The organism is Kitasatospora phosalacinea (assembly GCF_030268885.1).
GTDB classification, from domain to species: Bacteria; Actinomycetota; Actinomycetes; order Streptomycetales; family Streptomycetaceae; genus Kitasatospora; species Kitasatospora phosalacinea_C.
In genome coordinates this window covers 1-14,209 of the sequence record NZ_BSSA01000002.1, presented here as the reverse complement: position 1 = coordinate 14,209, position 14,209 = coordinate 1, and the positions used below count along the sequence as shown (strand labels likewise).

The following is a 14,209-nucleotide window of genomic DNA, read 5'->3' as shown; positions in this document are numbered from 1 at the left end:
GTTCCCGGGGCGGCGAAAATCGCTGGTGGGGGCGGGAGTTGGGGATTAGCGTGCCGAGGCATGAGCAGTAGGCAGCGGGCCATGGCCGCGCAGAACGAGGAGATCGCCGACCGGGGCGAGTACCGCAGTCCGACCGGGGCGGTGGTGCGGATCGCCGAGGAGCTGGCCGAGGCCCGGGCGGGCACGGTCTCGTACCGGGCGGACGCGGAGTTCGGGCCGGGCCCGGGGCCGCTGGCGGCCGGGGCGGCGGTCGAGGTCACCGGCGAGGGCAGCATGGAGGCCGCCCGGCGGCTGGTGGCGGACGGCGGGCGGGGCGTCGCGGTGCTGAACTTCGCGTCCGCGCGCAACCCCGGCGGCGGCTACCTGCGCGGCGCGCGGGCCCAGGAGGAGGACGTCTGCCGCTCCTCGCTGCTGTACCGCTGCCTGCTGGAGGCGCCCGACTACTACGAGGCGCACCGGGCCTCCACCGACCTGCGCTACAGCCACCGGGTGATCTGGTCGCCCGGCGTGCCGGTGATCCGGGACGACCGGGGAGAGCTGCTGGAGCGCACCCACCGGGTCGGTTTCCTGACCTCGCCCGCGCCCAACGCGGGCCAGCTGGCGCTGCGTTCGCCCGGCCGTCCGCTCGACCTGGGTCCGGTGCTGGCCGAGCGGGCCGGGCGGGTGCTGGCCGTCGCCGCCCGGCACGGGGCGCGGGAGCTGGTGCTGGGCGCCTGGGGGTGCGGGGTGTTCCGCAACGACCCGGCCGAGGTGGCGGCCGCGTTCGGGCAGGCCCTGGACGACTGGGGCGCGGCCTTCGACCGGGTGGTGTTCGCGGTCTGGGACCGCAGCCTCCCCTCGGCGAACCGGGCGGCCTTCGAGGCGCGCTTCGGCGGCTGAACCGGCCCCGGCCCCGGCCCCGGCCTCCGGCTCAGTCGCCGGTGGCCAGCGCCGAGGCCGCGGTCACCACGCCCGTCACGGTCAGCACGGCCGGCCAGGCGCCGATCTTCTTCGCCAACGGGTGCGAGCCGCCGAACGCGGCCAGGTACAGCGCGGTCAGTCCCGCCGCGGCCGGGACCCCCGACCGCCGCCCCCAGCGCACCGCGGCGGTCGCCCCCGCCGCGGCCAGCACGGCACCGCCCAGCTCGCGACGGCCGCTGAACCGCGCGGTCGCGTACCCGCCGATCAGCCCGGTGGCGGCAACGGCGGCGGTGGCGGGGAAACGGGCCATCGGACGTACTCCTTCACGACTTCGGGACTGCGCGGCTCCGGTGCACGCGCCGTCCACGGCCCGTCCACGGTAACGCTCCTAACGAGCCGCCCGCCTTGCGGGGAACGGGGATTGGGATACTCGGGCGGTGACCGATCGAGAGCTTGCACCGACGGGGGACGGGGAGCTGCGGGCGAGCCCGCTGGAGCTCTTCTTCGACCTGGTCTTCGTCTTCGTCATCACCCAGCTCACCGCGAGCCTGGCCCACCACCTCACCCCCGGCGGCCTCGCCCGGGTGCTGGTGATGCTGGCGGTGATCTGGTGGATGTACGACGCCTACATCTGGGTCGCCAACGCGGTCCCGCCGCGCACCCGCGGGCGGCGCGCCCTGATGCTGCTGGGGATGGGCTGCTTCCTGGTCATCGCGCTCAGCGTGCCGCGGGCCTTCGACGGTGGCGGCGAGGTCTTCGGCTGGGCGTACCTGCTGGTCATCGCCGTGCACACCGGCATGTTCGTCGGCGCCGGGGTCCGGCCCGAGGCGGTCGCCCGGATGGGGGCGCTCAACCTGCTGGGCGCCGGGCTGGTGATCACCGGCGGCTACCTCCGCGGCGGGTCCGAACTCCTGCTCTGGACGGCCGCGTTCGGCCTCCAGCTGGCCATTCCGTACCTGGTCGACCTGCCGCGCTTCCAGCTCCGCTCCGACCACTTCGTGGAACGCCACGGGCTGGTGGTGATCGTCGCCTTCGGCGAGTCGGTGATCGCCCTCGGCGTCGGCATCGGCGAGAACGAACTCACCGCGGCCCCGGCCGCCGCCGCGATGCTCGCCCTGGCGGTCTGCGTCGGCCTGTGGTGGGCGTACTTCGGCGCGGACGACGAGGAGCGGGCCGTCCGCGCGATGGCCCGGCTCGACGACGCCCGGCGCAACCTGGCCGCGATCAAGGTCTACAACCTGGGCCACTACGCCCTGCTGCTGGCCGTCATCCTGTTCGCCACCGGCGCCAAGACCGCCACCGCCCACCCCACCTCGCCCGTCCACCTCCCCGAGGCGCTCGCCCTGTCCGGCGGCACCGCGCTCTTCCTGGGCGCCAACACCGCCGTCCGCCGCATCCTCGCCCTCGGCCCCACCCGCCTGCGCCTCCTCGCCGCCGCCCTCGTCCTGGCCACCACCCCGCTCGGCACCCGGCTCAGCCCGCTCGCCCAACTCGCCGCCACCGGCGCCGTCCTGGCCCTCGTCTTCCACGCCGAGGCCCGGCGGCAGGGCAGCGGGCAACAGCCGACCGCGGGGCAGCCGTCAGCCGCGGAGGGCGGGGCCCCGGGGGCGGGGCGGCACGATCCCGTCGGGATCGGCGAGCAGCGCGCCCCCGTGGCTCTCGCCGTCGACGAAACGGGGTGACGCCGATCCTCGTCACCTGTCCGTGCGGTCGCCGACCGTCGTCACGCCGGGCCCAGGGTGCGGAGGGTGGCGAGGTCGGCTTCGGTGGCGCCGTGGTTGCGGAGGTAGGCGTCGAGGGAGCCGTGGGCGGTGGTCGCGTGGGCGAGGGCGGCGTGCAGGTGGGCGGCCTCGACCGGGCGGGAGAGGCGTTCGACCCCGGCGGCGTCGTAGTAGGGGACGGGGCCGCGGTCGAGGCCGAGGCCGGGGTTGGAGCGGAGGAAGTCGGCGGTGACCGCTTCGAGGGGCAGACCGGCCAGGGTCTGCAGGACGGCGATGGTCAGGCCGGTGCGGTCCTTGCCGACGGCGCAGTGGACCAGCAGCGGGGCGCCGTTGGCCAGGGCGCGGACGGCGGCGGCGATGGCGACGCCGCCGGTCTCGGCCATGAACGGGTAGAGCGCCGCCTGGTCCTCGGGCCAGGCCCGGTCGGTGGTGGTCGGGTCGGGCAGCAGCGGCAGGTGGAGGTAGTGGACGCCGTCCGGGAGGCGGTCGGGCCAGTCCGCGACCTCGGGGGTGCTGCGCAGGTCGAGGACGGTGCGGATGCCGAGCTCCGCGAAGCGCTGCAGGCCCTCGTCGGTGAGGCGGTTGAGGGTGGCCGAGCGGTAGAGCAGTCCGGGGCGGTAGACGCCGGCCCCGGCGTCGCGGAGGTTGGGGACGTCGGGGATGTCGAGGAACGGCGCGGCGGCGATCTCGGTCTCGGTCATGCGCTCCACGGTAGGGGCCGGGCCCGACGCGGGCCGGGGCGTTCACCGAACCGGTACCGAGGGGCCCGGGGCGGGCCGGCCGGCGTTCACCGAGGGGGCCGGGGCGGGCCTCCAGCGTCTGGCGAGGGGCCCGGGGCGGGTCGTCAGCGTCTACCGAGGGGCTCGGGTCGGGCCGTCAGCGTCCGCCGGCCGCGTCCAGGAAGGCGCCGGTGACGTACGAGGCGGCGGGGGAGAGCAGGTAGAGGATCGCCTCGGCGATCTCCTCGGGCTGCCCGCCGCGCCCCATCGGCAGGTTCGGGCCGACCCGGTCGACCCGGCCGGGCTCGCCGCCGAGGGCGTGGATGCCGGTGTGGATCAGGCCGGGGCGGACGGCGTTGACCCGGATGCCCTCGGCCGCGACCTCCAGCGACAGGCCGGTGGTCATCGAGTCGAGCGCGCCCTTGGACGCCGCGTAGTCGACGTACTCGTTGGGCGAGCCGAGCCGGGACGCCGCCGAGCCGACGTTGACGATCGCGCCGCCGCGGCCGCCGTACCGGGTGGACATCCGGCGCACCGCGGCGCCCGCGCACAGGAACGGGCCGGTGATGTTGGCGGCCCAGATCCGCTGCAGCCGGTCCTCGTCGAGCTCGTCCAGCCGGCACTGCCGCTCCAGCGTGCCCGCGTTGTTCACCAGGGCGGTGAGGGTGCCGAGTTCGCGGTCGACGGTGTCGAACAGCTCGGTCACCCCGGCGGTGTGCGAGACGTCGGCGCGGACGGCGATCGCGGTGCCGCCCGCGGAGCGGATCCGCTGCACCACGGCGTCCGCCGCGTCCCGGTCGCTGCGGTAGTTGACGCACACCCGGTAGCCGCGTTCGGCGGCGAGCAGCGCGGTGGCCGCCCCGATGCCGCGACCGCCGCCGGTGACCACCAGCACCTCGTCCGCCAGCGCCCCGTCCGTCTCGCCCTGCGCCATGCCGGTCAGCTCCTTCGTCCACGACGGTGTCGCCCCGACGCTATCCCACGGGGTGAAATCCCTTTGCGGCGGCGCAGTCGGCGGCCGAGCATTCACGGCCATGGACCTCTCGCTCTCCCCCCACGGCCCGCTGCGGGCCGACCGGCCGGACCTGTCCGCGTACCTCGCCGCGGACGAGGTCGTCGACCACGACCACCCCGCGATCGTCGCCCTGGCCGCGCAGCTGCGGCAGGACGACCCGGTGCGGACCGCCGAGGCGGTGTTCGAGCACGTCCGCGACCGGATCGACCACTCGGCGGACATCGGCCGCTGGTCGGCCGCCTACCGGGCCTCCGACGTGCTCGCCGCGGGCAACGCGATCTGCCACGGCAAGTCGCACCTGCTGGCCGCGCTGCTGCGCGCCAACGGCATCCCGGCCGGGCTGTGCTACCAGAAGCTGGACGTGCTGCACGGGCTCAACGGCGTTCTGCTGCCCGGCAGTTCGTGGTGGGTCCGGCTGGACGGCCGGGGCAACCGGAACGGCGCGGACGGGCACTTCGCCACCACCCCCGCCGAGGAGCGGCCCGCCTGGACCAACGACCCGGTGCTCGGCGAGCACCACTACACCACCGTCTACGCGGCGACGCCGGAACCGCTGCTGGCCGCCCTGCGCACGGCCGTCCCGAACGCGACCGGCTACGGCTACCTCCCGCGCGAAATGCCGGACGCAGTGCGCTAGTTCGCTCCGCCTGCGCGCAGGGCGGCGGGCCCCGGCGGGCGGGTCGGCCGGTACGCCGGGTTCTGTCTCCGCGTCCTCTCCCTCCCTCTCCCCGTTAAATCGTTCGCCCGGACGGCCCTCCCCGGGCGAAACTGCCCACCCGCCCACTCGTCCCCCCCGTCCACCCGCACCGCACCCGCACCCGCTCGCGTCCGCCGAGGAGGCGTCCGCCCGTGAACGTCCTGCTCTCCGGCATCGTCGGCTCCACCGCGTACGGCCTGGCGCACGCCGGCTCCGACCTCGATCGGCTCGGCCTGTTCGCCGCGCCCACCGTCGCCTTCCACGGCCTGCACCGCCCTGCCGAGTCGCACGTCACCACCGCCCCCGACCGCACCCTCCACGAGGCCGCCAAGTGGTGCCGGCTCGCCCTCGGCGGCAACCCGACCGCCACCGAACTCGTCTGGCTGCCGGAGGAGTTGTACGAGGTCCGGACGCCGCTCGGCGAGGAGCTGATCGGCCTGCGGGAGGCGTTCCTGTGCGGCCCGGCGGTCCGCCGCGCCTACCTGGGCTACGCCGAGCAGCAGTTCCGCAAGCTCACCGCCCGCGACCGCACCGACCCGACCGGCCGCGCCAGGGCCGCCAAGAACGCCCGGCACCTGGTCCGCCTGGTCCGCCAGGGCGTCGCCCTGCACGAGACCGGCCGCCTGGAGATCCGCCTCCCCGACCCGGAACGGGTCCGCGCCCTCGGCGAGCGCTACGCCGACCACCCCGAGGAGGCCACCGCCCTCCTCGCCGACGCCGAGACCCGCCTCGGCCGCCCCGGCGTCCTGCCCGCCGCCCCCGACGAACGCCCGGTCGAAGCCTGGCTGCACCGCGTCCGAACCGCCCACCTGCCCGCCTCCTGACCCCTCGTCGGTCCCCGCTCCGACCTGCGCGACCCACCCGGCAATCCACTGGTCATCCCCCACCGGGCACCAGGTAGGATCACCCCGGCAGGTGCTGTCCCCACCGGGACCACGCCTACCGCGGGCCGCTAGCTCAATTGGCAGAGCTGCGGACTTTTAATCCGTAGGTTCAGGGTTCGAACCCCTGGCGGCCCACCTACTACGAAGGGGCTCTTCTCGTCCGTAGTGCGGCACCCTGGCTGACCGAAGCGCCGGGGTGCCGTTGTGGTTTCGGGCCGGGGGCGGCTCGCGGAGACGAGCCGGATCCGTTCTTCCGTGATCACCTTTTATCACAGTTCGTCGAATTTCGGGCTTCCGGACTCATTGATGATGTCCATCGCACATCCTGTGCCAATGAGGGCATCTCCGATGATGCTTGTGATCGCGCAAATCATGAGGGCGGCCAGTGAATTCAGGGCAGAAATCGACTCCGGGTGATTTTCCGAGGGTTCTTCCGTGGCCAGCTCGCGCCGGAGGCGCACCGCACGTGCCGGGCGGTCCGACGGAGATCATCGGAAATCTCAGGGCGCTCCTGGAGGATGTCGCGAGGGACTCCGGCTACGACCGGTCCTTTACCTGGCCCGGGGCGGACGCTCCGACCCAACTGCGCAAGGTGCTGCACCTTGTAGGCACCTGTGGGCTGCTGGTGCGTGAGGGGCGTCCGACGCGTTTGAGCCTCACGGAGGCAGCCCGTCACTTCCTCGCCACCGGTGACGAGCTCCACCTCATCGGGGTACTCCACGCGAACGTCAGGTTCATCGGGGAGGCGCTCGCCGGTGTCGGGGAGGGGACGACCCACGTTGAGCTGAACAGGGTGGCGGTCGAGCAGTACGGCCTCGGTTGGGAGTCGCTCGATCAAGTGCGCCGACGTGTGTACTGGCTCCGGGCGGCCGGGCTGGTCGAATTCTGGAGCAACGGCAGGATCGTCCTGACCGAACGGGGCCGGCAGTTCCTGCCGATCTTGGAGCTAGCGAAGCCGGAGGACCTGCAGCACCGTCGCAAGAGCCCGGTGGCGGATCTTGAACTCCCGCCGCCTCCCGCCCTGTTGGCGGCCGGCCTGGAGTGCCTCGACCAGGCGGCGCTACGAGAGCGGAGGATTCCCACGGGTTATGTCGCAGGTGGGTGGCGGGTGGAGGGAATCAGCCGCCTGGTGAATGCGGCCATTCCCGAGATCGACCGGGGCGGTTTCACGGAATTCTGCGTTGAGGAGTTCGGCGTTTCGGAAACGTCTGCGGAGCAGACCTTGCAGACCCTGCGAGCGTTGGGGCTCCTGACCCAGGTGGGGGCCGACGCGTTCGCCGCGAGTGACCTGGGGGCGAGCTGCCTGGCTTCGGGCGAAGCACTGGACTTCATCCGGTTCCTGCACATGAAAGTCGCGTTGGTTGGGGAGACCCTGGACGCGATCACCGACGGGGTGAAGGTCGCTGGGCTCCTGGACCTGTTGGCCCGCCGGTACCCCAGTGTGCAGCTCACCCGGGAGGAGACGACGCGTCGCGTCGCGCTGCTGCTGGAGACCGGGCTGGCGGAACGGATCGGACTGGTCATCCGGAGGACGCAGTTGGGGACCGCGCTGGTCGGGACGCTCCCGCTGCTCGTCCCGGCGGACGACACCGGTCCAGCGGGCGGAGCGATCGGGGAGCACCCCGATCCGCCACGGACGACGGAGAGCATCGCCGACGTTCCGGACCGGCGGGAGCTGCTGGCCGCCGAGATCGTCAGGGCGGCCACCGACAGTGCGGACTACCAGCGGTTCGAGCGGGCGGTTGCCGGGGCCTTCCGTGCGCTCGGGCTGAAGACCCAGGCTCACAGCGGGCCGAAGAAGACCGATGTGGTCATCGACCTGTGGCGGTCGCCGACCGACCGGCTGAGAGTTGCGGTGGAGGCCAAGACGGATGGAGCGGGGCTGGTCACGGACCAGGACGTCAAGTTCCTGCGGCTGGGTGAGCGCCGGGCGCGCCACGGAGCGCAACACACCCTGTTGGTCGGGCCCCGGTTCGACGCCCGGGTGCAGCGAGAGGCGGCCGAGGGCGGGGTCGCCCTGCTGACGGCGGAGCAACTCGCGGATGCCGTGCTGCGCCACGGTCGCACCCCGTTGGCACCGCACGAGATCTCCGGGCTGGTGGCCGTGACGGACGCGAGCAGGCTCGAACCGGTCTGGCAGGCGGCGGAGCGACGGCAGGACGTGCTGAGCCAGGTGCTGCTCGCCTTGTGGCGGAGCGGAAACGACCCCGCCGACATCGAGCACAACGCCGGTGCGCTGGGGGTGCGCGATATCTGGCGGGAGACCAAAGGGGCCTTGGAGACCCCGCTGGAGCGGCAAGAGATCGAAGAGGCCCTGGAGTTCATGGCGTCGCCGTTCGTGGCCGCGGTAGCGCAGCACCACTGCGATCACGTCATCACGGTGCCGCCGGCTCTGGTCGCCGCTCGGCTGCGGGCGCTGGCTGCGGTGATCGATGCGGCTGGTGGTTCGGGCGTCGCTGCGGAAGGGACGGTCACGGACCCGCCCGAGCCGTCCCCGCAGCCCGTCCCCGTGCCAGCGCCACGGGAGCGGGGGGTCGCGGCCGCAGCGGTGGCCGAGGGCGTGGATCCGAGGCTGGTCCGGAAGTGGGCCAAGAGCCAGGGGCGGGTGGTCAGCGAGCGTGGACGCCTGTCCAGCGGGCTGATCAAGGACTACCGGCGCGCCCATGAACCGGTGGGTGACCGACGCCGCGGGGGTGGGTGATCCGGCTGGTGGGTGCACTGGCTCAACGGCTCGCCGAGTCTGAGTCGGGGCACGAAGGCGGTCGTGCTGCTCGACGGTGCAGGGCCCCTGGAACGGTCACGTCCCAGGCGCCCGAGCAACCGCTTCCGGCAACGAGAGGGTCCCTCGCCCCGGAGCCTGGACCGAAGGCGGGCCCTGAAGGCGACCGTCGGGAGGAAGGCGCTTGGCGAGTCGTAATACGCGTAATAAGCTGAGGGCATGGCCAAGACCAGGATCAGCATCAGCCTCGACAGCGATCACGCCGAGCGCATTCGGGAGCATGCCGAGCGGGCGGGTCTGGATGTTTCGGCTTATCTCGTCAACGCTGCTACCCGGCAAATGGCCGAGGCGGAAGCCGCTGAGGCGCAGTTCGCGCGGATCGACGCGGTAATCGCCGCAGCGGAGGCGGAGGCGGCCGAACTGCCTCCGCTGCCCGACGTCGCCGATGAAGACCTCACGGAGGAGGAACGCCGGGAGGTCGCGGACGCCATGGAGCTCATCTATGGCGCGGATGCTCCTACGGCCCGTCCGGGCAACGCCGCGTGACCGCGCGGGTACCGGTCTACGACACCGGCATGCTGATCGCGCTTGCTGACCGAAAGCCCAAGGCGGTGCGGCTGCACGACGGCCTCAAGGACACGCCGCATCGCGCGGTTGTGCTCGGGCCGGTACTGGCCCAGGTGTGGAGGCCCAGTCCGGCCACTGTGCACGCCATGGCCGCGGCCCTCAAGGACTGTACGGTTCCGCAGGCACGGAGTTCGGCCCTGGCGATGCGCCCCACCACTGCTGGACAGACGGTCTGCATCATGTGCGCGACCGGGCCGGATCTGGCGGAGTGGCAACGCATCGGTAGCGCACTTGCTGTGGCCGATTTGCCTCCGAAGAAGCGTCCGGACGCCGTGGACGCCTTGGTCGCGTTGACAGCGGCCCGGCATGGCAGCGCGGTTGTTCTCACCAGTGACCCGGATGACCTCACGGCCTACCTGAAGGCGTTGGACGCCCAGGACGTTCATGTGGTCCAGGTCTGATCCCGAACGCGGAACAGAACAGCGGAGGGAGGGCGTCGGACCCTGCGCCCGGCCGCGTCATCGGTGGTATGAGGAGTCCGGGCCCGCTGCCGGTGCGTGAGCGGACCGCGCGGCAGAGCCGCCTCGCAGGCGGATCAAGCGGCACGCCACCACATGCCAGCCTGCAGAGGTAGTACGTAGTGAGCGATGACAGCTGTGCGGGGCACGATCGGGCTTGATCTTTTAATCCGTAGGTTCAGGGTTCGAACCCCTGGCGGCCCACCGCACCAGAGCCAGGCCCGACGCTGCCTGACCGGCTCCTCCCCCACCGGGCGCTCGGGCGATGGGCCACGACGACCCGGAATCGCGTCCGATGTGTTCCTCTGCGGGGCCGGTTCCGGGCCGCCCGGCGGCGGAGGTGTCGGTTGTCCGCCGGGTCGGTGATCCTTGGGGGATGCGTGCCGCCCGCCTGATCCGCATGGCCCTCCTGATCCAGTCGAGCCCCGGCCTGACCGCGGCCGCCCTCGCCCGCGAGCTGGAGGTCTCCGAGCGCACCGTGATCCGCGACGCCCAGGCCCTGCAGGAGGCGGGCGTCCCGGTGCGGTCGGAGCGCGGCCGGGTGGGCGGGTACTTCCTCGCCGCGGGGTACCGGACCAGGCTCACCACGCTCCGTCCCGGCGAGGCGGAGACGCTCTTCCTGTCCGGCGTGCCCTCGGCCTTGCAGGACCTGGGGCTCTCGGACGCGGCCGAGACCGCCCGGCTGAAGTTGACGGCGACCCTGCTCCCCTCGGTGCGCCGGGCCGCCGAGTCCTCCGTGCGCCGCTTCCACCTCGACGCCCCGGCCTGGTTCCGCGAACCCGCCGCCCCGGACCTGCTGCCCGAGCTGGCCCGCGCGGTGTGGGCGGACCGGCCCGTCGAGCTGTCGTACGCGCGGCCCGGCCGGGACGGCGCGCCGCCCACCGTGGTGGCGCGGGTGGTGGAGCCGTACGGGCTCGTGCTGAAGGCCGGCACCTGGTACGTGGTGGCCCGCGTCCCCGGCGCGCAGGAGGACCGCGACGGCGGCTGGCGCACCTACCGCGTCGACCGGATCACCGCGCTCGCCGCCGCTGCCGGAACCGAGGGGCCGTTCGCGCGCGACCCGGCCTTCGACCTGGCCGCCCACTGGGAGGCCAGGTCCCTCGCCTTCGCCCGTGCCCTGTTGCGCACCACCGTCACCGTCCGGCTGACCGAGCGGGGCCTGCGGCGGCTGCCCGCGGTGGTGGACGGGGCCGCCGTCGCGGACGCGCTCGCCTCGGCGAGCGCCCCGGACCCGGCCGGCCTGGTCACCCTCGACCTGCCGGTGGAGTCCGAGGACGTCGCCTTCGACCAGCTGGCCAGGCTCGACGCGGACGCCGAGGTCCTGGCCCCCGCGCGCCTGCGCGCCCGCTTCCGCGAGCGCGCCACCGCCCTGGCCGCCCTCTACGGGGCGGACTCCGCGGAGGTGGAACCCGCGGAGCCGGGAGCCGAGGAGTCGGGAGCCGGGGCGGCGGAACCCGCGGAGGGCGCGGCGCGGCGGTAGTCCTCGGGGGAGATCTCCCCGCCACGGGCGACGTCCTCGAAGTACGCCCAGGCGTCCGGCTGGCTGCCGTCCACGTCCGTCACCCCGTACGCCTTGGCGAGTTCCGCACTGGACGTGGACGCGCCGTTCCACCGCTTCGCGCGGTCCGGGTCGGCGGCCAGCGCCGCGACCGCGCGGGCCAGGTAGCGCGGGGACTCCGCGATCGCGAACGCCGGCTCCTGGGCGATCGCGTCGCGCCAGTTCTCCTCGCGCACGCCGAAGTGGGCGAGCATCTGCTCCGAGCGCAGGAAGCCCGGCGAGACCGCGACCGCCGTGCCCCCGTACTGCGCCAACTCCTGCCCCAGCCCGAACGCGAGGCGGATCGGGGCGTTCTTCGCCAGGTCGTAGTACATGTTCTCCCGGTAGCGGCGGTTGTAGCGCGCGGTGCCGTCGGTGACCTCCACGTGCAAGGGCGCGTCGGAGCGGATCAGCAGCGGGAGCAGCAGCGCCGCCGTGATCACGTGCGAGCGGACGCCGAGCTCCAGGATCCGCAGGCCGTCCGCGAGCGGCGTCTCCCAGCTCTTCTTCCCGAACACCGAGGCGGCCAGCAGGTGTTCGCCGCCCCACAGGTCGTTGACGAGGACGTCGAGCCGCCCGTGCTCCCGGTCGATCCGCTCGGCCAGGGCGCGCACCTGGGCCTCGTCGAGGTGGTCGGTGGGAACCGCGATCCCGGTCCCGCCCGCCGCGCAGACGAGTTCGGCGCTCTCCTCGATGGTCTCGGTGGTCCGGCCGACCTCGCTGGCCCGGGCCCGAGTGGTGCGGCCGGTGACGTACACGGTCGCACCGGCCCGGCCCAGCTCCACGGCCTGCGCCCGCCCCGCTCCCCGGGTGGCGCCCGCGACGAGCGCGACCCGCCCCGCGAGCGGGCCCGCCGCGGCTGCTCCCGCGGTCGTCGAAGTGTTCCGTTCGGTGATCTCCTCGTTGCTCATGTCATCCATCGTTCACGGCAAAACTGACAGAACACGTCACCTTTTCCGGGTGTTTCGTCCCGGGCTCCGGAGCCGGGACCGTCCGCCACCGACGGTGCTCCGGGCATCAGGTCAGGGGCAGCAGGAGGAGGGGGGCGCCGGTGGGGTGCGGGGAGCCGCCTGCCGGTTCCTCGGTGACGCCGACTCCAGAGGCCGCGTCGACGGGGCCGGCCAGGACCAGTGCGCCGTCGGAGGGGAGCAGTCCGGCGGGGCGCATGGTGCCCGCGTCGTCGAACCAGAGCTGGTAGGCGCGGTCGCCGGGCAGGGCGGGGAGCCCGGAGGCCCAGAACCCGGCCCGGCCGAGCGTGGGCGACCACACCGTGGTGCCGGTTCCGCCACCGGTCACGCGGCCGGTGGAGAGGTGGGCGTCGGGAGCGGTGAGCAGGGCCGTGAGGGTGGCCTGCTGCTGTCGTGCTGCTGCCGCCTCCGTCCGGGCCCGCTCGGTCTCCCGGTGCTGCTGGACGGCCACCGCGCCCGCACCGACCGCGACGGTGAGGCAGGCGGCCAGGGCGAACCCCTGCCACCGCCGGGAGAGTCGGCCGCCCGGGCGGGCAACGGAGGCGGGGGCGACCCGCGGGGCGTCCTGCCGGGTGGTGGGCAGGGCCGCCATGACCTTGGCCTTCAGGTGGGGCGGGGGAGTGGTGGCTTCGGCGCTGCCGAGCCTGGCGAGGGTGGCGGCGAACTCGGCGACCTCCTGCGCGCAGGAGGCGCAGTGCGCCAGGTGGTGCTCGAAGGCGGCGCGTTCGGTGTCGTCGAGGGCGTGGGCGGCGTAGGCGCCGGTGAGGGTGTGCAGGTCGGCGGTGGCGTTCATGTGCCAACTCCCAGGCAGTCGCGCATGCGGATCAGGGCGTCGCGCATGCGGGTCTTCACGGTGCCGAGCGGGGCGCCGAGGGACTCGGCGACCTGCGGGTAGGTGTAGCCCCGGTAGTAGGCCAGGGTGAGGGACTCCCGCTGCAGTTCGGTCAGCGTCCTCAGGCAGCGGCGGACCTGTTCGCGTTCCAGGCGGCCCTCGACCTGTTCGGCGACCTCGTCGAAGGCCGTCGTGTGGGAGGCGGCCGCGGCGCGTCGGTCGCGGTCGGCCGCGGCCTGGGCGGCCCGGACGCGGTCCACCGCGCGGTGGTGGGCGATGGTCATCACCCACGGCATGACCCTCCCGTGCTCCGGCCGGTAGCGGGGGGCGGTGCGCCACACCTCCAGCAGGACCTCCTGGGCGACCTCCTCGGACTGCGCGGGATCGCGCAGCACCCGGCGCACCAGCCCGAGCACGGGACCGGCCACCGCGTCGTACAGGCGGGAGAAGGCGTCCTGGTCGCCGAGGGCGACCCGGCCGATCAGTTCCTCGAGGTCGGGCCCGGGGCGGCCGGGATCGGGGAGGCGGACGACACTGCTCACCACGGAGCGGCTCCGGAGTGTCGGGCGGGGAGTGCTCCCGGGGTGGTGGGTGACATGGGCGCCTTCCGTCGGAGGGCCGCGTTCGGCGGCTCGTGCGGCAGGTGAGCAGGGACCTGCTCCCGATCGGCGTTCGACGCCGCGCGGTGCCCGGATTGGTCGCTCCGTGCACGGGACGCCACCGTTTCCGCGGGGTTCCGACCGCCGGGGCGATCGAAGGGGAGCAGGCGGCCGGGGGCGGGAAGGTCGCTCCGGCCGGTCGCCGGGTGCGTGCGGGCGTCGATGTCCGGCCTCACCCGATCGGGTGAGTCGGAGGGTGCCACCAATCCGCGTCCGTCCAGGCCCCGAACCGGGGGTGTGAGCAGCCGGCCGACTCCTCCTGCCGCGCCGTCCCGCGGACTGCCGCGGTCGTCCGGCGTCGCCACCGTCACCTGACCGTCCGGCCGCCACCCCATCCGTAGCCACCCACCACGTCACCCCAGCACCGAGGAGAGATCCGCCATGTCCGCGCAGACCCGCAACCGCCGCACCCTCACCGCCCTGCTCGCCGCCGGGGCCCTCGCCCTGACCCTGGGCGCGTGCAGCAGCAGCGG

At 73.8% G+C, this 14,209-nt stretch carries 14 protein-coding genes and 1 tRNA gene; 9 read left to right on the top strand and 6 right to left on the bottom strand.

Annotation, left to right across the window (positions count from 1 at the left end):
* The first annotated feature begins 60 nt into the window (after window positions 1-60).
* On the top strand, window positions 61-879 hold the full coding sequence (locus QSK52_RS03610; RefSeq protein WP_285733504.1) for a TIGR02452 family protein: 819 nt from the start codon (window positions 61-63) through the stop codon (window positions 877-879).
* Between the two features lie 31 nt (window positions 880-910).
* Here the strand turns inward: QSK52_RS03610 and QSK52_RS03605 are convergent, their stop codons facing one another.
* On the bottom strand, window positions 911-1,210 hold the full coding sequence (locus tag QSK52_RS03605) for a hypothetical protein (protein ID WP_285733501.1): 300 nt from the start codon (window positions 1,208-1,210) through the stop codon (window positions 911-913).
* A 127-nt stretch (window positions 1,211-1,337) separates the two neighbouring features.
* Here QSK52_RS03605 and QSK52_RS03600 point away from each other — a divergent pair, with 127 nt between their 5' ends.
* Window positions 1,338-2,582 (top strand): low temperature requirement protein A, encoded by a 1,245-nt coding sequence (locus tag QSK52_RS03600; protein ID WP_285733499.1) that lies wholly within the window; start codon window positions 1,338-1,340, stop codon window positions 2,580-2,582.
* A gap of 41 nt (window positions 2,583-2,623) precedes the next feature.
* Here the strand turns inward: QSK52_RS03600 and QSK52_RS03595 are convergent, their stop codons facing one another.
* Window positions 2,624-3,322, bottom strand: a complete 699-nt coding sequence (locus tag QSK52_RS03595) for a tyrosine-protein phosphatase (RefSeq protein ID WP_285733497.1) — start codon at window positions 3,320-3,322, stop codon at window positions 2,624-2,626.
* 175 nt (window positions 3,323-3,497) lie between these two features.
* The gene (locus QSK52_RS03590) at window positions 3,498-4,274 is read right to left on the bottom strand and encodes an SDR family oxidoreductase (protein WP_285733495.1); all 777 of its coding nucleotides are present in this window, start codon (window positions 4,272-4,274) and stop codon (window positions 3,498-3,500) included.
* 100 nt (window positions 4,275-4,374) lie between these two features.
* Here QSK52_RS03590 and QSK52_RS03585 point away from each other — a divergent pair, with 100 nt between their 5' ends.
* From QSK52_RS03585 to QSK52_RS03555, 7 genes are all read left to right on the top strand, one after another.
* On the top strand, window positions 4,375-4,992 hold the full coding sequence (locus QSK52_RS03585) for a transglutaminase-like domain-containing protein (RefSeq protein WP_285733490.1): 618 nt from the start codon (window positions 4,375-4,377) through the stop codon (window positions 4,990-4,992).
* A 212-nt stretch (window positions 4,993-5,204) separates the two neighbouring features.
* On the top strand, window positions 5,205-5,876 hold the full coding sequence (locus QSK52_RS03580) for a nucleotidyltransferase domain-containing protein (protein ID WP_285733487.1): 672 nt from the start codon (window positions 5,205-5,207) through the stop codon (window positions 5,874-5,876).
* Window positions 5,877-5,998: 122 nt separating this feature from the next.
* A tRNA-Lys gene (locus QSK52_RS03575) sits at window positions 5,999-6,071 on the top strand.
* 331 nt (window positions 6,072-6,402) lie between these two features.
* Window positions 6,403-8,637: an Lsr2 family DNA-binding protein gene (locus tag QSK52_RS03570; RefSeq protein WP_285733485.1), complete on the top strand. Its 2,235-nt coding sequence runs from the start codon at window positions 6,403-6,405 to the stop codon at window positions 8,635-8,637.
* 237 nt (window positions 8,638-8,874) lie between these two features.
* Complete coding sequence (locus QSK52_RS03565) at window positions 8,875-9,201, top strand: ribbon-helix-helix protein, CopG family (protein WP_285733483.1); 327 nt, start codon at window positions 8,875-8,877, stop codon at window positions 9,199-9,201.
* A 29-nt stretch (window positions 9,202-9,230) separates the two neighbouring features.
* A complete protein-coding gene (locus tag QSK52_RS03560; RefSeq protein WP_285733481.1) occupies window positions 9,231-9,683 on the top strand; it encodes a hypothetical protein in 453 nt (150 codons plus the stop codon).
* 433 nt (window positions 9,684-10,116) lie between these two features.
* Window positions 10,117-11,220 carry a helix-turn-helix transcriptional regulator gene (locus QSK52_RS03555; RefSeq protein WP_285733479.1) on the top strand — a complete coding sequence of 368 codons (1,104 nt, stop codon included), beginning with the start codon at window positions 10,117-10,119 and terminating at the stop codon, window positions 11,218-11,220.
* Here QSK52_RS03555 and QSK52_RS03550 read toward each other — a convergent pair.
* The 3 genes from QSK52_RS03550 to sigK form a co-directional block, all read right to left on the bottom strand.
* On the bottom strand, window positions 11,121-12,188 hold the full coding sequence (locus QSK52_RS03550; RefSeq protein WP_285733476.1) for an SDR family oxidoreductase: 1,068 nt from the start codon (window positions 12,186-12,188) through the stop codon (window positions 11,121-11,123). The genes QSK52_RS03555 and QSK52_RS03550 overlap by 100 nt on opposite strands.
* 106 nt (window positions 12,189-12,294) lie before the next feature.
* Window positions 12,295-13,038, bottom strand: a complete 744-nt coding sequence (locus QSK52_RS03545; RefSeq protein WP_285733473.1) for an anti-sigma factor — start codon at window positions 13,036-13,038, stop codon at window positions 12,295-12,297.
* On the bottom strand, window positions 13,035-13,619 hold the full coding sequence (gene sigK, locus QSK52_RS03540) for an ECF RNA polymerase sigma factor SigK (RefSeq protein ID WP_285733471.1): 585 nt from the start codon (window positions 13,617-13,619) through the stop codon (window positions 13,035-13,037). Before sigK ends, QSK52_RS03545 begins: the two co-directional genes overlap by 4 nt.
* Between the last annotated feature and the right edge of the window lie 590 nt (window positions 13,620-14,209).